Below are 19,492 nucleotides of genomic sequence, written 5' to 3' on the forward strand. Positions count from 1 at the left end.
GCGTGGCATCCGATCCGCTTGCCCTGGAGATCGACAAAGACCTGCACGGCCCGCTGTTCCTGGCGATTGCCGAGGCGATCACCCGCGACATCATGCGCGGGCGGCTGCGACCCGGCGCCCGCCTGCCGGGAACGCGGGCGCTGGCGCGCGAACTCGGCGTTCATCGCAACACGGTCGATGCCGCCTATCAGGATCTGTTGACGCAGGGTTGGCTGCACGCAGAGCCCGCGCGAGGAACCTTCGTCGCACAGGATCTGCCCGAGGGCATGGCAGAGCCGGTGGCCGTCCCCATTCCCGCACACGCGCCCGCCCGCCGGCCGCCGCTTGCCTTCACCGACGGGGCACCTGATCCCAAGCTGGTGCCCGACAAGGCTCTGGCGCGCGCCTTCCGCCGCGCCCTGCTTTCGCCGGCCTTTCGCAGTGGGGCAGATTATGGCGATGCGCGCGGCACGCCGGTCTTGCGCCAGACGCTTGCCTCCCACCTTGCCTCGGATCGGGGCGTGGTCGCCGACCCGGCTCGGCTGCTGATCACGCGCGGTAGCCAGATGGCCCTGTTCCTTGCGGCGAAGGCGGCCTTGAACCCGGGCGAGGTCATCGCCGTGGAGGAGCCCGGCTACCCGCTTGCCTGGGAGGCGTTCCGGGCCGCAGGCGTTGTCGTCGAGGGCGTTCCCATCGATGCGGGCGGCCTGTCGGTTGCCGCATTGGAGGCGGCGGTCGCCCGAGATCCGCGCATCAAGGCGGTCTATGTCACGCCCCATCACCAGTATCCGACGACGGTGACCATGGGCGCGGCGCGGCGACTGCAGCTTCTGGAGCTGGTCGAGCGGCACGGGCTCACGCTGATCGAGGACGACTACGACCACGAATATCGCTTCGAGGGCCGCCCGGTGCTGCCGCTTGCCGCCCGCGCTCCGGCGGATCTGCCGCTGATCTATGTGGGCTCGCTGTCCAAGCTGCTCTCGCCGGGCATCCGGCTGGGCTATGCCGTGGCCCCGGAACCCTTGCTTGGCCGCATGGCGGCCGCGCGTGCAGCAATCGACCGGCAGGGCGATGCGCCGCTGGAAGCGGCCTTGGCGGAGCTGATCCGCGACGGCGATCTCGGGCGCCATGCGCGAAAGGCGCGCCGCATCTATCGCGCTCGCCGCGATGTCCTGGCATCGGCGCTCTCGGAACGGTTCGGGACACGGATCGACTTCGACGTGCCGGCGGGCGGACTGGCGTTATGGCTGCGTTGCCGGGATGTGTCGGCGGAAAGCTGGGCGGGGCGGGCCGGAGAGGCCGGGCTGGCCCTGCTTCCCGGGACCCGCTTCGCCCTGGAGCGCTCGGCGCCGCAAGCCTTTCGTCTCGGCTATGCGGCGCTGGGCGAGGCTCAGATCGCCCGGGCGGTGGAGATCCTTGCCCGCAGCTGGCCCGGCGCTGCCGCGTCCGCCGGGACCGCCGGGCGGGAGTGAGCCGGCGCGACATGCATTCCAAGCCGTGCCAGCAGCTCCTGGTCCTTCCACGCGGCCGGGTTGCCGGTGGTCAGCAGCTGGTCGCCGACGAAGATGGAGTTCGCCCCGGCAAGGAAGCACAGCGCCTGTAGCTCGTCGCTCATTCCCGTGCGGCCGGCCGACAGGCGCACAACGGAGGCCGGCATCAGGATGCGTGCCAGCGCCACGAGACGGACGAGCGCAAACGGGTCGACCGGCTGAGCCGTGTCCTGCACCGGCACGCCTTCGATCTCGTTCCACAGATTGATCGGCACGCTGTCGGGATGCGCGGGCAAGGTGGCCAGCGTCACCAGCATGGCGATGCGATCCTCCTGTGTCTCGCCCATTCCGACGATGCCGCCGCAACAGACCCTGATCCCGCCCTCGCGGACGTGGCCGACGGTTTCCAGCCGGTCGTCCATCGTCCGTGTCGAGGCGATCTTCCGATAGTAGTCGGGCGAGGTATCGATGTTGTGGTTGTAGAAATCGAGCCCGGCCGCCTTCAGCCGCGCCACCTGGTCGGGCTTCAGCATTCCCAGCGTCATGCAGGTTTCCAGCCCCAGCTCCGAGACGCCTCGCACCATGTCGCACAGCGTGTCCATGTCGCGATCCTTGGGGCTGCGCCAGGCGGCCCCCATGCAGAAGCGCTGGGCGCCCGCGGCCTTGGCGCGGCGGGCGGCCGCCAGCACCTCGTCGGTCTCCATCAGCTTCGTCGCCTTCACCCCTGTCCGGTGATGGGCCGATTGCGAGCAATAGCCGCAATCCTCGGGGCAGCCACCGGTCTTGATGCTGAGGAGGCTCGCCGTCTCGATCGCCGCAGGGTCGAAATGCGCCCGGTGCAGGGCCTGCGCCCGGTAGATCAGGTCGGGGAAGGGCAGGCGATGGATCGCTCGCGCGTCTTCCATCGACCAGTCGGTCCTGATCTCTGGGTGGGTCATTCCACGCGTCCTTTCAGGCGACCGAGGCCGGTTGCCAGCGTGGCGGCGAGGGCGATCTTGACCAGGTCGCCGAGGATGAACGGGGCGAAGCCGGCGGCGATCAGGCCGGATACGGGAACGAAAAGGGCGAGCCAGATCAGGCCGAACGCATAGACCACGGCAAGGCCGGCGAGCATCGCCAGGAGCCGACCCGCAAGGCCGCGCCCTTCGGCCAGCCGCCCGGCCACGAGGGTCGCCAGCAGGTAGCCGGCGAGATAGCCGCCGGTCGGTCCCGCCATGTAGGCAAGCCCGATCCCGCGTTCCGGCGAGCCGGAAAACACCGGCAGGCCCATCGCCCCGGCGCCGAGATAGGCGGCCATGGCGGCAAAGCCGAGCCGGGGGCCGAGAGCTGCCGCCAGGAAAAACACGGCCAACGTATGCAGCGTCATCGGCACGGGCCAGAACGGGATCTGCACCTTGGCGCCGAGGGTGATCAGCGCCGCGCCGCAAAGCGAAATCACGACACCGCGCCAAAGCGATGCCGAGCGCGTCAAGGAGGGGATCAGCAATGCCATGAGAGCGTCCTCGGAAGATAGGTTCAGGTCCTATCTATAATTCTGGAGGCGTTCTCGTCTGATCAACTCAGATTATAGATAATCATCCGGGAATTTCATAAGTCTCTCTGGCGTCGGTGTTTTTTGATGTCGGCTTGCGCTTGCCGATCCAGCCGACATGGCGCGCCAGCGTCGAGCAGGCGAACTCCGTGCGCCCGTCCCTCAAGGCAGTCAGGATGGTGCGGTGGTCGTGGTCCGTGCGCGCTTCCCAGTCGCTGCGCCAGGCCGCGAACAGGAACCTTGCGCTGGCGGCGTGCAGGCCGTCGATGGTCTGCAGCAGGCGCGGCATGCGGCATGGGGCGAGGATCAGCCGGTGGAACCTGCGGTTCGCGGCCTCCCAGTCGCGGACGTTGCCGGCGCGGTCCCCATGCCGGGTAACCTCTTCTGCTTCCGCAAGAATCGCGCGCGTCAGGTTCGGTGCGGCGTGCCGCAAGGCCAGCGATTCGAGACTGGCCCGCATTTCGGCGACCTCGCGCAATTCGGCGACGTCGAAGTCCGTGACGCGAAAGCCCCGCCAGGGCTCGCTCTCCGCCAGACCCTGGGTCTGCAGGGCGCGAAACGCCTCGCGCACCGGCACATGGCTGGTGCCGAACTCCGTCGCGACATGGTCCTGTCGCAATCGTGCCCCGGGTTGGATCTCGCCGGAGATGATCCGGTCCGCAAGGATGCGTGCGATGCGCTCGGAAATGGGGTCTTCTGTCGCTGCGGTCATGGATTATAGATAATCTGCGACGCGCATCGTGTCGATCCCGATGTCCGCCACGGGGCGACCCGAGGGGTCGTCTCAGGTGCTGCCGCGGGTGACGAGCTCATAGCCGACATCCCGCAGCGGGATGTCGGCATCCGGCTGCAGGATCCTCTGCACAAGCATTTCCGCCGCATTCCAGCCGATCTGGTAGCCGTTCGTGCGAATCGTGGTCAGTCCGGGATGTACCTCAGCCGCGATCTCGAAATCGCCGAAACCCGCCACGGCCATCTGTCGGGGCACGGCGATCCCCTGCCGCTGGCATTCGAACAGCGCCCCCACCGCCAGAATGTCCGAAGCGCAAAGGACGGCGTCGATATCGTATTTGCCTTGAAGCATCTGCAGGCCGACGGCCCCGCCCCGGAAGCTGGAGGCATCCTGATAGAGGTCCTGCGCCTCGAGCGGCGACACGATCTGGCCGCTCGGCAGTCCGGCGGCCTTGAGCTCGTCCTTCAGGCCGGCCAGGCGCTCGACGTAGCGCGTCAGGCCGATGGCCGGGTAGTCGATATAGCCGATTTTGCGATAGCCGCGCTCAATGAGGTGCGCGGTAATTTCCCGAGCGGCTTCGTAGTTGCGAAACCCCGTCGCCATGTCCAGGAACGGGCCCTTGGTCTCCCAGGTCTCGACGACGGGAACGCCGGCCGCCTTCAGCAGATCCACCGTTTCCTGCCCGTGACGGGTACCCGTCAGCACGATCCCGTCCGGGCGGCGCTGGATGAACGCCTTGACGACGGCGGTCTCGTCCTCGAGCGAATAGCCGGTATTGGCGATCATGAAGTGATAGGAGGCCTGGCGCAGGTAGTCGGCCATGCCCTGAATGCTCGTGGCGTTGTTCGAGTTTCGCAGCGACGGCACGACGATGCCGATCATGTTGGTCTTTCCCGACGCCAGGTTTCCGGCAACGCTGTTGGGCAGGAAACCGAGGCGCGCGCCCGCCTTGAGCACGTTTTCGCGCGTGCGAGGGGAGACCGATTCCGGTCGCTTGTACACCCGCGATACGGTCATGAGAGACACGCCAGCCTCGCGGGCCACGTCGGCCATGGTCGCCCAGCCCATCCCTCTGCGGATTGAATTGTCAGCCATTTGGCCTCCGTCGAATCTTATCGCGCAACCTACTTGACAACGCCGTCGCTTTGAAGGGAAATGTGAACGCTAACGTTAGCGCTAACATAACGACGAAAAGAGAGGGGGCGTGATGCAGACGGCGGATGAGCTGGCGCAGAAGGTCGGCGACTGGGTGGAGCAGGACCGCGACGAGATCGTTGCATTCCTGAGCAGGTTTCTGCAGGCGAAGTCCCCGAACCCGCCGGGCGACACGCGCGAGGCCAGTGCCTGCGTCGAGCAGTTTCTCGCTGCCGCCAGCCTGCCCTATCGGGTTCTGTCCGGCCAGGATCACCTGCCCAACATCGTCGGCACGCTGGACAGTGGCCGGCCGGGCAAGCATCTCGTGCTCAACGGGCACATGGATGTGTTTCCCGCGATCGAGGACATTCCCGGCGAGCGCAGCCAGTGGAGCGGCGAAGTGGTCGACGGCCGCGTGTACGGGCGCGGCGCGGCCGACATGAAGTGCGGAACGACCGCCGCGCTGTTTGCCTATCGGTATGTCGCGCGTCTCCTCGAGCAGCTTTCGGGTCGCCTGACCCTGACCGTCGTGTCCGACGAGGAAACCGGCGGGCGCTGGGGCACGGGCTATCTCATGCAGACCATTCCCGACGAGGTGCTCGGAGATTGCTGCCTCGACGGAGAGCCGAGCGGGCTTGCCACCTTGCGGTTCGGCGAGAAGGGCGCGCTGCGAGCGGTCCTGACGACGAAGACCCGAGGCGGTCACGGCGCCTACCCTCACATGAGCGACAGCGCCATCAAGATCGCGGCCGATCTGGTGCGCGAGCTGGAGACGCTGGCAGACCTGACGCCGGACCTGCCGGAGCACATTCTCGATGTTCTCTCCAGGCCGGAGATCCGGGAGGCGACCGACAAGAGCCTGGGGGCCGGCGCGTGCGATGTCGTCGGCAAGGCGACGGTGAACATCGGCGTCATTCGCGGCGGTCTGAAGGTGAACATGCTGCCGGACGAGTGCGTTCTCGAGGTCGAGATCAGGATGCCGCCGGGCTTGCAGCGTTCGCTCGTCGAGCGGGAGCTGCTGTCGATCGTAGCGAAATATCCGACGACGACCTGCGAGATCCGAGACCATCACAGCTACGATTCAAGCTGGTGCGATCCGCAACACGAGATGGTCGCGATCCTTCAGCAATCGGCCGAGGCGGTCACCGGTCTGCGGCCCCAACCCATCATCAGTCTGGGCGGTTCCGATACCCGGTATTGGCGGCATCGCGGCATCCCGGCCTACCTCTACGGACCCTCGCCAAAGACGATGGGCCGGCGAGACGAGCATGTCACCATCGAAGAGCTGATCACTGTGGTGAAGGTCCACGCCATGAGCGCGGTCCGCTACCTCAATCAGGCGCAATAGTCGAAAAAGAGGGGAACGATATGAAGAAAATCGGCCTGTTTACACTGGGGGTGACCGCCTCGGTCCTTGCACTGGCGACCGGTGCTCTCGCGGAAAATTCGGTCACGGTGCTCGTTCGCAACGACTCCGTCGGCTTCGATCCTCACAAGGTCACCGGGCGAGGGGCCGCGGAAGTCCTGTTCATGATGACCGACACGCTGGTGTCGGTGGAAGACGACCAGCAAACGCTGCACCCGCTGCTCGCCAAGTCGTGGGACGTGTCGGAAGACGGGCTCGAATACACCTTTCACCTGCGCGACGATGTTGCCTTCTGCAACGGCAAGAAGCTGACCGCTGCCGACGTCGTCTATTCCTTCAACCGCCTGCTCGACCCCGCGACGCGTTCTCCCACGGCCTGGCGCCTCGGCGAGGTCAAGGAGATCGTGGCGGCCGACGACCACACGGTGCGCTACACGCTCGAGCGCCCGCACAATGAGCTGCTGCTTCATCTTGCGCAGAGCTTCGGTGCGATCATCGACAAGGACGACGTCGAAAAGCTCGGTGCCGACTTCGGCGTCAAGGGCCTGAACGGCACGGGGCCGTTCTGCTGGTCGGCATGGATGCCGCGCGATCACTTCAAGCTGACGCGGCACGATGCCTATACCTGGGGGCCGGAATTCTACGACAATACCGGGCCTGCGCTGGTCGCCTCCGTGATCTGGAAGGTCGTTCCGGAAGAAGGCGCGATCCTGGCCTCCCTGCAGACGGGCGCCGGCGACATCTCCTATGTGATGCCCGAATGGGCCATCGAGCAGTTGCGGGCCGCGCCCAACCTAACGATCGCCGAGCCGCGCGTTTCCAACTACTCCGCCTATCTCGGTCTGCGTCCGTTCCGCGAGATGACCAGCGACCGCCGCGTTCGCCAGGCCATGAACCACGCCGTCGACCGGGAAGCGCTGGCGGCCAGCATGTGGTTCGGCCAGGCAACGCCGGCAACGACGCTGATCAGCCCGAAGACGATCGACTATTCGGGCGAGTACCAGGCCTCCTACGATCCCGACAAGGCCCGTGCGCTGCTGGACGAAGCCGGCTGGAAACTGGCGGATGATGGCTTCCGCTACAAGGACGGCAAGCGTCTGGCTCCCGGCATTCTTGCGGCCGGAACATCGGGCTGGCGCTCGCGCCTCGAGGCCATCCAGGGCTACATGAAGCAGGTCGGCATCGATCTGCAGCTCCAGCTGGTCGAGCCGGCCGCGGCCATGGCGCAGATCAACAGTTCCCCGGACTTCGACGGATATGCGCTCTTTGCGCCCTATGCGACGGCCGGCGAGGCGCTGATGGTCTTCCAGTCCGACAATATCCCCGCTCCGAACCGGTTCCACTGGGACAGCGCGGAAACCGACGCTCAGCTGGAAAAGGGCCAGACCGCTCTGTCGGCCGAAGAAAAAAGCGCTGCCTACGCCGCGATCCAGAAGACCATCGTCGAGGAAGCCCTGGTGATCCCTCTGGTTCACGAGAAGCTGTTCCTGTTCTCCACCGACAGGGTCAAGGGCGTCCGGGTGCATGGCATCTACAACAGTGCGCTCTACAAGGGCCTCGACATTGAGGTCGTGAAATGAGCGATGCGCTGTCGGCTGATTTCAAGCCGGAGCCATACTGGTGGGAGGATGCTCCGCGGCGCGGTGCCGCGGAGCATCCCCTTCCCGACGAAACCGATGTCGTCGTTGTCGGGTCTGGTTATGCCGGCCTGTCCTGCGCCATCGAGCTTGCGCGACAGGGGCGCTCGGTAACCGTCCTGGAGGCCAGAAGTCTCGGCTTCGGCGCCAGCAGCCGCAGCGTCGGCATGATCGGCGGCCGCTTGCGCCAGTCCTTCCCGGTGCTGTCGCGCCGCTTCGGACCTGCAAAGGCGCGCGAGCTTCTCGAGGAGACGTCCGGGGCCTATAGCTGGTTCTTGAACTTCGTCCCGGACGAAGGCGTCGAATGCGACCTCAGGCAGTCGGGGCGTCTGATCTGCGCCTGGACCGAAAAGGACCTGGCCGGCATCCGCCGGCAGAGCGAAACCCTGGCGACATTCGACATCCGTTCGCAGGTGCTCGAAAAGGACCAGCTGCAATCACACGTCCGCACGCCGCTCTACCACGGCGCGCTTCTTCTGCCCGATGACGGCGGCGTCCATCCGGCCCGCTATCATGAAGGGCTGCTGGCCGGCGCCGCCCGGCGAGGGGTGGCGCTGGTGGCGCACACGCCGGTGGTCGGGGTCGACAGGGCCGGCCCGGGTTTCGTTGTCCGCACGGCGCGAGGGCACATCAAGGCCGCGACCGTCGTTCTGGCGACGAACGCCTATACCGATACCGCGTTTTCATGGTTTCGCCGGCGGGTGATCCCGGTCGGCAGCCATATGGTTGCGACGGAACCGCTCGAGGCCTCCGTCATCGACGCCCTGCTGCCGACCGAAAGCCTGGTGAACGATACGCGCAGCCTCGCCTATGCGATCCGCAAGAGCCCCGACGGGCGCCGGCTTCTGGTCGGCGGCAGGGCCCTGTCGAGAAACAATTTCGACGCGCGGCACATCGCGACGCGGCTCATGGCCGTTCTCCGCCAGGTTCTGCCCGATCTGCCGCCCTTGAAGGCGAGCCACGCATGGGAAGGAAACGTCGCCTTCACCATGGATCGCGTCCCGCATATCGGCGTGCATGACGGCGTTCACTACGTGACCGGCTGCAATGGCTCGGGCGTCGTCATGGCCTCGTATCTGGGGATGCGGATTGCCAGGCTCGCCAACGGCGACGACGCGCCATGCGCCTTCAACGGCAACGCTTTCAAGGCGCCACCCTTCTACCGCGGCAATGCCTGGTTCATGCCCGTGATCGCCACCGCGATGGGGATCGACGACCGGCTGCGCGCACTGCTCAACAGATAGACCGACCACACAGGAAGCGACGAAATGACTTTTTCTCTCATCGCCCGCGACGAAGCGACAGGCATGTTCGGGATCGGGATCACCACATCCTCGATCGCGGTTGGCAATCGTTGCCCGTGGGCGCGCGCCAAGGTGGGGGCCGTCACCTCCCAGCACCGCAGCGACATCCGGCTCGGGCCCAAGGGGCTGGACCTGCTCGAACAGGGCCTGAGCGCCGAGGAGACCGTCAAGCGCCTCATCGACGAAAGCGAGTTCCCCGACCAGCGCCAGGTCGCAGCCATCGACAGGAACGGCGGAACGGCCTTTTATTGCGGCCCGAAAATCCCGTCCATCAATTCGGGCTATCAGGGCCGGAACTGCGTCTCGACGGGGAATGTCATCGCCAATGCGGACGTGCCGAAGGCCATGGTAAAGGCCTATGAGGCATCGCTGGATCTGGAGTTTGCGGAGCGACTTCTGGCGGCCATCGATGCGGGGCTTGCCGCCGGCGGCGAGACGCAGCCGCTGTATTCGGCAGCGCTTCTCATCGTCGACGAGCAGGACTGGCCGCTTGTCGACCTGCGCGTCGACTACGCGCCGAGCCCTGAAAAGAAGCTGCGCGCGCTGTGGGAGACCTACAAGCCGCAGACCCAGCATTTCATCACCCAGGTGCTGCGTCCCAACGACGTGAAGCCGTCGGTCCGCGCCACCGAGCCGACCTGAGCGCTTGGTCGCCATAGAGTGTCCGGGAGACCACACGCATGCTGAGATACGCTTTTCAACGCCTGGTGCTGGCTGTTCCGGTCACTCTCGGGGTGTTGGTGATCGGGTTCACATTGCTGAACCTCGTGCCTTCCGACCCGGCGACGGTGCGCGCTGGGCCGGCGGCAAGTGCCGAGGTCATCGCCCAGATCCGAACGGAAATGGGGCTCGACCGACCCTTGTGGGAGCAATTCCTGCGCTATGTCGGGAACGTCCTGACGGGCGACCTCGGCACGTCGCTCGTCAACAACATGTCCGTCGCGGACGAGCTGTCGCGGGCCTTCGGCGCCACGCTTGAACTCGTCGTGCTTTGCCTGGTCTGGGCTCTTCCGACGGCGATCCTGCTCGGTGTTCTGGCGGCCTCGCGGCGCGGAACGATCTGGGACCGGGTGATCATGGGCGGATCGGTCGCCGGCGTTTCGCTGCCGGTCTTCCTGATCGGCATGATCCTGCTGTGGGTGTTCGGCTACAAGCTGCAGTTGCTGCCCTTCACCGGGCGCGGCGGCCCGTTGTGGACGCTGGACGGCTTTCGGCACGCGGTCCTTCCCTCCGTCTGCCTCGGGCTGATCTTCATCGGGCCCGTGGCGCGCATGACCCGCACGTCGATGCTGGAAACGCTGAAGGCCGACCATGTGCGAACGGCCCGGGCCAAGGGCTTGAGCGAACGCGTCGTGACGTTTCGCCATGGGTTGCGCAACGCGCTGATCCCCGTGACGACGCTTGTCGGCCTGCAGATCGGCTATCTGCTCGGCGGGGCCATCGTCACCGAGACGATTTTCTCCTGGCCAGGCGTCGGACGGCTTGCCGTAGGAGCCATCGTCGCCAACGACATACCCGTCGCGCAGGGCGCAATCATTGCGCTTTCCCTCGGCTTTATCGCCATGAACCTTATCGTTGATCTGCTCTACGCAGTGCTCGACCCAAGGGTGCAAGCGAAATGACGTCTCCCATCTCTTCCGAAACTGCGGCGGGCTTTCCAGGGCGCCACCTGCTGGTGTCGCTCGGCCGCGACCCGGTATCGTGCATTGCCCTTGCCACGCTGTCGGCGCTGTTTCTCGGGGCTGTCCTGGCGCACTGGATCGCGCCGTACGATCCCCTCGCAATCGACATGATGAAGGTGCTCAAGGCACCGTCCCTTGAGCACCTGTTCGGCACCGACGGCCAGGGGCGCGACATCTTCAGCCGCAGCCTCTACGGCCTCAGGGTGACGATCCTGCTGGGTTTCTCGGCGATTTTCGTCGGCGGAACCGTCGGTACGGTGATCGGCCTGGTGGCCGGCTTCTACCCGAAGGCGGACACCATCCTGATGCGGTTGATGGATGTGATCCTCTCGTTTCCGGCAATCCTGTTCGGCCTCGCCATCGCCGCGATCATCGGTTCGGGAACCACTGCCGTCATCATCGCCCTGTCTGTGTCGACGACGCCGCTGGTCGCGCGCATTGCACGCGGTGCCGCGCTGATGGCGCTGGCCCACGACTACGTCAGCAGCGGCCGCGCCATCGGGCTGAACGACTGGGCCCTGCTCTGGCGCTACGTCCTGCCCAACTGCATCTCCACGATCGTGGTGTTCCTGACCCTGCGGCTCGGCCAGGCGATCCTGCTGGGCGCCTCGCTCAGCTTTCTCGGCCTTGGAACGCAGCCTCCCGCCCCGGAGCTCGGCACCATGGCGGCGCAGGGCATCGGCTTTTTCTTCTTTGCCCCCCATGTGACGCTGATCCCGAGCTTCGTGATCTTCTTCCTTGTCCTGTCGATGAACATTCTCGGGGATTCATTGCGCGACATTCTCGACCCGCGCCTGCGAAGCTGAGGACGACCATGACCAACCATGCAGATAGTCCCGGTGCCGCGGCCGCGCCCGTTCTCGACATCCGGGATTTCACCATCGAGCTCGTGACGGGCAAGATGGTATCCCCGATCGTCGACGGGGCCAGCTTCCAGGTCCATGAAGGCAGGACGCTCGGCATCGTCGGCGAGTCCGGCTGCGGAAAAAGCATGCTGTCGCTCGGGATCATGAAGCTTATCCCCACCCCGCCGGCCAAGATCGCCGAGGGGCAGGTCCTGCTCGACGGAAGCGATCTGGTTCCGCTGTCCGACAAGCAGATGGAGCAGGTGCGCGGCAACCGCATCTCGATGATCTTTCAGGAGCCGATGACCAGCCTGAACCCGGTCTACACGGTCGGCTACCAGATCGGCGAAGCGCTGCGGGCCCATTCCTCGCTCAGCTCGGCCGCGGCGCGCCAGAAAGCCATCGAGCTGCTGCGGAAGGTCGGCATCCCGAACCCGGAAAAGCGGGTCGACGAGTACCCGCACAGCCTTTCGGGAGGCATGCGGCAGCGGGTGATGATCGCGATCGCGCTCGCCTGCGAGCCGCGTGTCCTCATCGCCGACGAGCCGACCACGGCGCTCGACGTGACGATCCAGGCCCAGATCCTCGACCTGATGCGCTCGCTGAAGACGGAGTCGGGCACCGCGATCATGTTGATTTCCCACGATCTCGGCGTCATCGCCGAGATGGCCGACGACGTGATCGTCATGTATGCGGGGCGCATCATCGAGCAGGCGCCGGTTCACAGCCTGTTTGCCGCGCCGTCCCACCCCTACACCCAGGGCCTTCTCGCATCGATACCGGCTGTTGAGGGCGAGCAGCACCGGCTTCAGCCGGTTCCCGGCACCGTGCCGCCGCCGCACGACCGGCCGAAGGGATGTGCCTTCCATCCGCGCTGCAGCTTCAGCGACGAAAAATGCCGTGCGGAAAGGCCGCCGCTCGAAGAAAAGCTGGCAGGACACAGGGTTGCGTGCTGGCACGCCGGACCGGGAGCGAGCGCATGACCGCACAAAACGAAACGCCCTTGCTTGAAGTCCGCAACCTGACCAAGCACTTCAATGTCGGCGGGGGCGGCCTGTTCCGCCGCGACACGCAGACGGTCAAGGCCCTCGACGATGTCAGCTTCACGGTCGGCAAGGGCAAGACCTTTGCCATCGTCGGAGAAAGCGGTTGCGGCAAGTCCACGCTCGGGCGCAGCCTGCTGCGGCTGGAGCAGCCCACCGGCGGCCAGGTTCGCCTCGACGGGACCGACGTCACCACGGCGTCGGCGGCAACATTGCGCGCCATGCGGCGCAAGATGCAGATCGTCTTCCAGGACCCGTTTTCCTCGCTGCATCCCAAGATGACCGCCGGGCAGCTGGTCGCCGAACCGATGCTGCTCCACAGGATCGCGACCCGAAAGGACGTGCGCGAGCGCGTTGCGCGGCTGTTCGAACTGGTCGGGCTGGCGCCCTATCAGATGGACCGTTATCCCCACCAGTTCAGCGGCGGGCAGCGCCAGCGCATCGCCATTGCCCGGGCGCTTGCCGTGGACCCGAGCCTGATCGTGTGCGACGAGCCGGTTTCGGCGCTCGACGTCTCGATCCAGGCGCAGATCATCAACCTTCTGACCGACCTTCAGGAAAAGCTCGGGGTCAGCTACGTCTTCATTTCCCATGACCTCGGCGTGGTGCGCTACATCAGCCATGAGATCGCGGTGATGTATCTCGGCAGGATTGTCGAGCAGGGACCGAAGGACGAGCTTTTTTCCTCGCCCAAGCACCCCTACACGAAGGCGCTGCTGTCCGCCGTGCCGCGGCCCGATCCCACGTATCGCTCGCGCCGGATCGTGCTCAAGGGCGACCTGCCGAACCCGCTCGACCCGCCGCCGGGTTGCAGCTTTTCCAGCCGCTGCGCCCATGTTCGCGCAACGTGCCGCGAGGTCGAACCCCAGCTGGATGCGGTCTCCCCGCAGCACCGCGCGGCGTGCCATTTCTGGCGCGAGGTGTAGTCTGTCCCCGCGCCGGAAGCCTTGGGAAAATCGAGACGGATTTTGCAAAATTCCGTCTCGAAATCGCGAAATTTCGAGAACGGTCTCTCAATCCCGGCGGATCGGAGCGTTCCTTGCAAAAACTCCGGCCCCTGTTGCCAGGGACCGGAGGAGGCGAGCGGAAGAAGAGCCCGGGAAACGGGGCCGGTGAAACGGGGATAGAGCGGGGATAAGCCGGGCTCAGCCCTGCCAGGTCCACGTCATCCCGGTGCGCGAGGTGCAGGCGCCGCTGCCGCCGCCGCCGAGCGCGGCCATCAACGGGGCCGGAAGCTGGATCGAGAAATGGCTGACCTCGTGCAGCTCGGTCTCCGAGACGACGGTCAGTTCCAGGCGCACGTCGACCTGGCCGGTCGGCCCCATCGGCTGACCGACCAGGGTCGCCTGCCAGGTACCCGGTCCGGTGCGCGACCAGTCGATCTGCCTTGGCGCCTCGGCCATCAGCGGGCCGGGATGGAACGGATCGGAGAAGGTCATCTCGCGGGTGCCGGAGCGGCGCTCGAACCCGGCGCCGCGGATCTGCTCGGCGATCATCGCCGGACAGCCCTCCACGGCGGTCTGGCCGACCGTCACCGTCCAGCGGCCGTTGCGCGGCTGGATATCCCCGCCCCGGCTGGAACCTGTCCCCGCACCTGCGCTTGCACCGGCGCCGGCAGCCGCGCCTGCGCCTGCCACCGAGGCGGTGCTGCGCGGCACGGCGGGCGTGTCCGGGGCGGCGCTTGCCGTCGCGATCCGCAGCGAGGAGCGCACCACCTCGAAGGCGCCGAGATAGGCAACGTCCGTGCTGGTCACCCGGCACAGCCCGCCGGCCGGCGTGTCGGTGCAGGGGCCGCTGGCGGCCATCCACTGGCGCGGGTTCAGCATGATCTGCTGCAGCTCGGTGCCGGCGTTCCGCAACAGGGTGGCGGAGGGAAGACGGGCCTTCGCCCCTGCGGCGGTCTCGTAGAAGAAAGGTGGCTCGATCTGCCAGCCCTGCGGCAGGATCAGCGCCAGTCCGGTCACCGGGTCGTGATAGGCGCAGCCCGACGGGGCCTGGCAGGTCATGCCCTGGCTCTCCTGCGCCAGGGTGCCGGCGCCCGAAGGGCCGGCATCGCCGCGCTGTCCCGGCGGGTTCTGCTCAGCCTCGCCGCCGCCGACCAGCGGGATCACGAAGTCGTTGGGCTGCCCCGGCACGATCTCGACCACGCCGCGGAACTCGGTCTCGCCCGGTCCCATGGTCGAAACCTCGTAGCGGCCCGGCTCGAACTCGCCCTCGCCGACCACCATGTCCGACTGCGGCGCCCAGGCTTCCGGGCTCATGTCGGGATCGAGCGGCACGGCCGACCAGGACAGCGGCGTCGGCGGGAAGCCGTCCGGCAGGCGGAAGGTGGCGCGCACCATCGGCAGCGCGTCCTGTCCGGGCGCCGCCTGCGTTGCCGCGAAGGCGCGCTCCGCCAGCTCCGTGCTGGTCGTGCGGTCGGCGTCCTCGTACGGCACCCCGACGCCGAAGGTCCGGGAGAACAGGATCTCCTTCTGGTTGGCGGAGAGGTAGCGCAGTTCGTAAAGGCCGGGCTCGGCCGGAGCCTTCAGGCCCATGCGCCCGTTCTTGCTGAGCGAATAGCCCCAGTCGCCTTGGTAAGTGCCGGCAGGATCGCCCGGCCGCGCGATGACGACGCGCTGCTGGACCTGGTCCGGACCGCGCCAGGTGAAGGGAAACCGCTTGCCCGGCTCCACCGAGCCGATGGGGTCGAACCCGTTCGACGCGGCAACCACCTCGACCGGCTGGCGGGCGATGATGCCCTGGCCGGTGACGAAGAGGATCAGGTCGTAGTCGCCGGGCTCCGCCGGGGCCTGCCTGGTGAACGGGTTATTGCCGGTGTTGCCGCTGCCGCCGATCACACCGAAGGACGGGCTGACATCGGGCTCTGCCGCACCGCGCCGGGTGAAGCCCGCATAGTCGACGGGCCGCGCCGTGCCCTTGTACGAAATCCGGTAAGTGTGTCCGGCCTCGGCCTTCGGGCCGATGTCGAAGAACGCCTCCTGAACGGCCGGCTCTGGCTCTGGTTCCGGCATCGGTTCGGCCGCGGCGATCTGGTTGAGCGCGTCGGTGAGCTCGGCGCCGGACTGCGGGCGAAGCAGCTGCCCGCCGGTCTGGTCGGGCACGCAGGCCAGCGCATCGGCCTCCTGCTCGCTCAGGCCGAAGCCGACCACATGGGCGCGGATCTTGATGCCTTCCTGCGCCAGCTGGGCGGCGACCGCGCAAGGATCGGCTTCGCAGGTCTCCAGCCCGTCGGTGACCAGAATGATGTCGGCCTCCTCGGCCGTCGGCGGGATCTCTCGGGCAGCGATCCGCAGGCTTTCGGAAATCGGCGTCATGCCGCGCGGGTTGATGCGGTTGAGCCGCTGCGACAGGGCGCGGGCGTCCTGGCTCCCCGGCCGGGCGATGATCTCGATGTCGGAGCAGTCGCCGCGCCGGTTGTGGCCATAGGCGATGACGCCGAGCGGGATGGACGCATCGCGCGTGGCGAAGAATTGCCCCATCACGTCGCGCGCCACCTCGATCTTGGTGATGCCGCCGTCGAGCTGGCCCCACATCGAGCCGGAGGCATCGAGAATGAGGATGGCCGCCTTGCCGGATTGCCCGGGTTGCGATGAAGACGATTGGGCGTTCGCTGCCTGCGTGATGGCAAGCGCACCGAGCGTTGCGGCGGCGAGTGCCGCCCGGATGCCGGACTGTGTCATGATCTTCCTCCTCATGGGGCCGCTCAGTCGCGGGCGAGCCTCAGGGCCGGACGCAGCACGTTCTCGGCGCGCGGGATGGCGATGCGGGCCGAAAAGGGTACGGCCTCGTCGGTGGGCAGCTGCCGATAGCTGCCCTCGACGGTGACCGATCCGTCGACGAGAAGCCCGTCGCGCAGGTCGAAGGAGACAGAGCCGCCGTCCACCGTGCCGGTGGCCAGCGTGACGGGCACGTCCGCGTCGTTGCGCTGGACCAGCTTGAAGACGCCGAGGAAGGCGCCGTCGGGCGCATCCGCCATCCCCGCCTCGCCGACAATGGCGCCGGATGTGGCGTCGCTGTCGCCGAGGCGGACCAGCACCATGCAGAGCATGGTCAGGGCCGGCGCGTCGTCGAACACCATGCCCTGGACGCCGACGACGAGGCCGCCGCCTGCGTCCGTGCCGTAGAGCCCGCCGCCCGCAAAGCCGGCAGCGAGCCCGCCGGAAATCTCGCCCCTGGTGACCGGAGCGTCGGGCTTGGTCTCCACAAAGTTGCGGAACTGCGAGATGTCGAAGCCGGGCGGCGGCATTTCGCAGGCGGCTGGCCCGAGCGTGTCGAACACGAAGTCGGCCTGCGGCGCGACCTGGGGGGCGGACTGTGCCTGGGCGGCGGTCGCCGCAAGCAGGGCGAGGGCTGCGATGCCGCCGCAGGCAAGACGTGATCTGGAAATCATTTCATGGATCCTTCGGGTGGGATGGTACGCCCCCGTTTGCGGTCCGGTTCCGACAGTTGCGTCCCTGCTTTGCCAACCTAAAAGGCAAATGCCGGATTGAGCCGGACCAAAAGCGATGTTCGTATGCGGTTGCTGCCGCGCTCAGGCCTGCGGCTGTGCCGGTCCCGGCTCGGCGGGCGGGGCGGAGGACGGTGCCGGCGACCACAACCCGCTCTTCTGCTTGATGGCGTCGAACTTCTTCGACACCTGCGACAGCTTGGCGTCCCAGGCGGGATCGGGCGTCTGGCCGGCGGTGACCTTGAAGAAGACCTGCATCATGCAGGCGATGGCGAAGGGCTCGATCAGGGCGGCCTTGACCGCCCAGGCGAAGATCAGCGCGAAGACGATGCCGCCCGCCGACCAGGCGCCGGGGATCATGTAGACGACCGCCGCGGCCGGGGCGAGCATGACCAGGAACACCAGGAACGACAGGCCGTAGACGATGAAGGTCAGCACGGCGGCGTTCTTCATCATCCGCCCGGCATTCTGGCCGTAGAGCACCAGGGCGGTGCGGGCGGAGGCCCAGGGATTGTCGCTGCGGGTGCGGATCGCATGGGCCAGGATCACCTCGTCGACGAGGCCGATGGCGATGCGCAGGAAGGCGCGCACCAGCCCCATGATCTGCTGGACGCCGGGAATGGGCAGGAAGGAGGCGATGCCCTGGATCAATCCGGTCACGGCGGCGAGCACGCCCTTGACCAGCTGGTCGATGGCGAAAAGCACGCTCGCCTCGGCGAAGCGGGCGGTCACCACCTGCCGGGCATGGGCGATCTGGCCCTGGCCGTCCGGCATCTGCTTGCCGTCGATGAGCTCGACCAGCACGGCGATGTGCCCGGCCTTGACCACATAGAGAATGTATTCGCGCAGGAGATAGAGGATGCCGGCCGTCAGGCCGAACCCGGCGACGCCGCCCCACAGGGTCGAGCTGGCGCGGAACTCCTCGTCACCGAAGCCGCCGATGCCCCAGCCGATGCCGGCGCCCGTGCCGGTGACGATCACATAGGCGCAGGCGATGCCGAAATAGACCACCATCCGCAAGATGATGAAGGGCGCGGTCTTCGCCATCAGGCCGAGCGACCGGCCAATACTGAAATCCCACATTCAAGGGTCTCCCGCAGCTGATGTGGTCGTGAATCGCAGCGCTCGCGTGCCGGGCGCGAAGCGAAGGTAGCCGCTTCGCAGGCCGCGCTCTTGGGGCCGGCGGTAGCGGATGCGGGCCAGGCGGCACAGCACCGGTCGCCGGCGATGGCCTCAATTCGCGGCGAAGGCGGCGGCGAGCGCGGCGGCGCGGACCTCTTTCGGCGTCTGGCCGAAGGCGCGGCGGAAGCTGGCGTTGAACCAGGACAGGTCGCTGAAGCCGGAGGACAGCGCGATCTCGCTGATGCCGAGCATGCTCTGGGCCGGATCGCACAGGCGCCGATGGGCCAGCAGCAGCCGGCGCTGGGCGACATAGTCGCGAAAGCTCGTTCCTTCGCCGGCAAACAGAGAGCGGATGTAGCGCGGCGAGATGGAATGGCGCGCGGCGATCCACTCGCTGCCGAGGCGCGGCGAGACGAGGTTCTGCTCGATGTCGGCCTTGATCGCCTTGAGCCGGGCGGCGCGCACGCCGCGCCCCTTGGCGATCTCCTCGGCCTCGCGCGAGGCGCCCATCGCCATGATCGTCAGGTCGTGGATGTGGCTGGAGCAGGTGGCGACCTCTTCGGCCGGCAGGAGCGCCAGTTCCTCGTGCAGCGAGCGGGCGTAGCGCAGCAGCAGCCGCCATTGCGGCGTCACCGGCTGCACCTCCCGCAGGGCACCGTTGAGACTGGTGCCGGCGGAGGCGAGAAAGGCGCGCGGGATCGACAGGTAGAAGGCGTCGTTGCGCTCGCCGTGGAACTCGGCCGAGCCCGGCAGCTCGTTGGGGTCGAGATAGACGGAGCCGGGCGTGCACACGACATTGCTGCCGCCCTGCTGGTACATGGAAAAGCCGCCGGACAGCGGCACATGCACCATGACGTTGTCGCCGGTTTCCGCCGCCAGCGCCTTGGTGCGCACCACGCCGCAGCGCGAATGCATGGTCTGGCCGGTCATCAGGCCGGGCAGCAGGCCGATGGTCGTGTGCGAGTGGAAGGCGGTGTCGTCGGCCGGGGTGATCTGGAGCCGGCACATGGAAGCAACGGCGTCCTGGAAGGCTGCCACCCTGACATCCGGATCGAAATCGCTGGCGGAGAGGGTGAGGACCGACATGCTCTACCAATAGGTGTGCCCGACCGCCCTGTCCAGCGTCTGGCTTCCGTAGGGGAGCGCGACGGCGGGGGCTGCGAAAAAAAGGCAGGC

17 protein-coding genes are annotated in these 19,492 nt (G+C 67.0%); 9 read left to right on the top strand and 8 right to left on the bottom strand.

Features of this window, described 5'->3' with window-relative positions; translation table 11 throughout:
• Positions 1 to 2: 2 nt before the first annotated feature.
• Positions 3 to 1,451, top strand: coding sequence for a MocR-like pyridoxine biosynthesis transcription factor PdxR (gene pdxR / locus ACVJ6E_RS18315; RefSeq protein WP_120270708.1), 1,449 nt, complete (start codon positions 3 to 5; stop codon positions 1,449 to 1,451).
• Here the strand turns inward: pdxR and bioB are convergent.
• From bioB to ACVJ6E_RS18335, 4 genes are all read right to left on the bottom strand, one after another.
• Positions 1,370 to 2,407: a biotin synthase BioB gene (gene bioB, locus ACVJ6E_RS18320; protein WP_120270707.1), complete on the bottom strand. Its 1,038-nt coding sequence runs from the start codon at positions 2,405 to 2,407 to the stop codon at positions 1,370 to 1,372. The genes pdxR and bioB overlap by 82 nt on opposite strands.
• Positions 2,404 to 2,961, bottom strand: a complete 558-nt coding sequence (locus tag ACVJ6E_RS18325) for a biotin transporter BioY (RefSeq protein WP_120270706.1) — start codon at positions 2,959 to 2,961, stop codon at positions 2,404 to 2,406. Before ACVJ6E_RS18325 ends, bioB begins: the two co-directional genes overlap by 4 nt.
• Positions 2,962 to 3,043: 82 nt before the next feature.
• On the bottom strand, positions 3,044 to 3,712 hold the full coding sequence (locus ACVJ6E_RS18330; protein ID WP_067222837.1) for a GntR family transcriptional regulator: 669 nt from the start codon (positions 3,710 to 3,712) through the stop codon (positions 3,044 to 3,046).
• Between the two features lie 72 nt (positions 3,713 to 3,784).
• The gene (locus ACVJ6E_RS18335; RefSeq protein WP_158592756.1) at positions 3,785 to 4,786 is read right to left on the bottom strand and encodes a LacI family DNA-binding transcriptional regulator; all 1,002 of its coding nucleotides are present in this window, start codon (positions 4,784 to 4,786) and stop codon (positions 3,785 to 3,787) included.
• A 154-nt stretch (positions 4,787 to 4,940) separates the two neighbouring features.
• Between ACVJ6E_RS18335 and ACVJ6E_RS18340 the strand changes: the two genes are divergently transcribed.
• Genes ACVJ6E_RS18340 through ACVJ6E_RS18375 form a run of 8 tightly spaced genes read left to right on the top strand, consistent with a single transcriptional unit; the run spans position 4,941 to position 13,670 of the window.
• On the top strand, positions 4,941 to 6,215 hold the full coding sequence (locus ACVJ6E_RS18340) for a M20/M25/M40 family metallo-hydrolase (protein ID WP_120270704.1): 1,275 nt from the start codon (positions 4,941 to 4,943) through the stop codon (positions 6,213 to 6,215).
• Positions 6,216 to 6,235: 20 nt separating this feature from the next.
• Positions 6,236 to 7,813, top strand: coding sequence for an ABC transporter substrate-binding protein (locus tag ACVJ6E_RS18345; RefSeq protein WP_120270703.1), 1,578 nt, complete (start codon positions 6,236 to 6,238; stop codon positions 7,811 to 7,813).
• Positions 7,810 to 9,114 (top strand): NAD(P)/FAD-dependent oxidoreductase, encoded by a 1,305-nt coding sequence (locus ACVJ6E_RS18350; RefSeq protein ID WP_120270702.1) that lies wholly within the window; start codon positions 7,810 to 7,812, stop codon positions 9,112 to 9,114. Before ACVJ6E_RS18345 ends, ACVJ6E_RS18350 begins: the two co-directional genes overlap by 4 nt.
• Before the next feature lie 24 nt (positions 9,115 to 9,138).
• The gene (locus tag ACVJ6E_RS18355) at positions 9,139 to 9,816 is read left to right on the top strand and encodes a DUF1028 domain-containing protein (protein ID WP_120270701.1); all 678 of its coding nucleotides are present in this window, start codon (positions 9,139 to 9,141) and stop codon (positions 9,814 to 9,816) included.
• Positions 9,817 to 9,854: 38 nt separating this feature from the next.
• Entirely contained in the window at positions 9,855 to 10,796 is a 942-nt protein-coding gene (locus ACVJ6E_RS18360) for an ABC transporter permease (protein WP_067222848.1), read from the top strand.
• Positions 10,793 to 11,662 carry an ABC transporter permease gene (locus ACVJ6E_RS18365; RefSeq protein ID WP_067222851.1) on the top strand — a complete coding sequence of 290 codons (870 nt, stop codon included), beginning with the start codon at positions 10,793 to 10,795 and terminating at the stop codon, positions 11,660 to 11,662. Before ACVJ6E_RS18360 ends, ACVJ6E_RS18365 begins: the two co-directional genes overlap by 4 nt.
• 8 nt (positions 11,663 to 11,670) lie before the next feature.
• Complete coding sequence (locus ACVJ6E_RS18370) at positions 11,671 to 12,684, top strand: ABC transporter ATP-binding protein (RefSeq protein WP_067222854.1); 1,014 nt, start codon at positions 11,671 to 11,673, stop codon at positions 12,682 to 12,684.
• On the top strand, positions 12,681 to 13,670 hold the full coding sequence (locus ACVJ6E_RS18375) for an ABC transporter ATP-binding protein (protein ID WP_097175424.1): 990 nt from the start codon (positions 12,681 to 12,683) through the stop codon (positions 13,668 to 13,670). Before ACVJ6E_RS18370 ends, ACVJ6E_RS18375 begins: the two co-directional genes overlap by 4 nt.
• A gap of 219 nt (positions 13,671 to 13,889) precedes the next feature.
• On the opposite strand, the gene ACVJ6E_RS18380 is transcribed toward ACVJ6E_RS18375, so the two are convergent.
• The 4 genes from ACVJ6E_RS18380 to ACVJ6E_RS18395 form a co-directional block, all read right to left on the bottom strand.
• Positions 13,890 to 16,427, bottom strand: a complete 2,538-nt coding sequence (locus ACVJ6E_RS18380) for a VWA domain-containing protein (protein ID WP_158592755.1) — start codon at positions 16,425 to 16,427, stop codon at positions 13,890 to 13,892.
• A 23-nt stretch (positions 16,428 to 16,450) separates the two neighbouring features.
• A complete protein-coding gene (locus ACVJ6E_RS18385; protein WP_120270699.1) occupies positions 16,451 to 17,137 on the bottom strand; it encodes a hypothetical protein in 687 nt (228 codons plus the stop codon).
• Between the two features lie 141 nt (positions 17,138 to 17,278).
• Positions 17,279 to 18,277: a hypothetical protein gene (locus tag ACVJ6E_RS18390; RefSeq protein WP_208996879.1), complete on the bottom strand. Its 999-nt coding sequence runs from the start codon at positions 18,275 to 18,277 to the stop codon at positions 17,279 to 17,281.
• Positions 18,278 to 18,427: 150 nt separating this feature from the next.
• Positions 18,428 to 19,402, bottom strand: coding sequence for a helix-turn-helix domain-containing protein (locus ACVJ6E_RS18395; protein ID WP_120270698.1), 975 nt, complete (start codon positions 19,400 to 19,402; stop codon positions 18,428 to 18,430).
• Between the last annotated feature and the right edge of the window lie 90 nt (positions 19,403 to 19,492).

This window comes from Stappia sp. G46H5W (genome assembly GCF_058448995.1).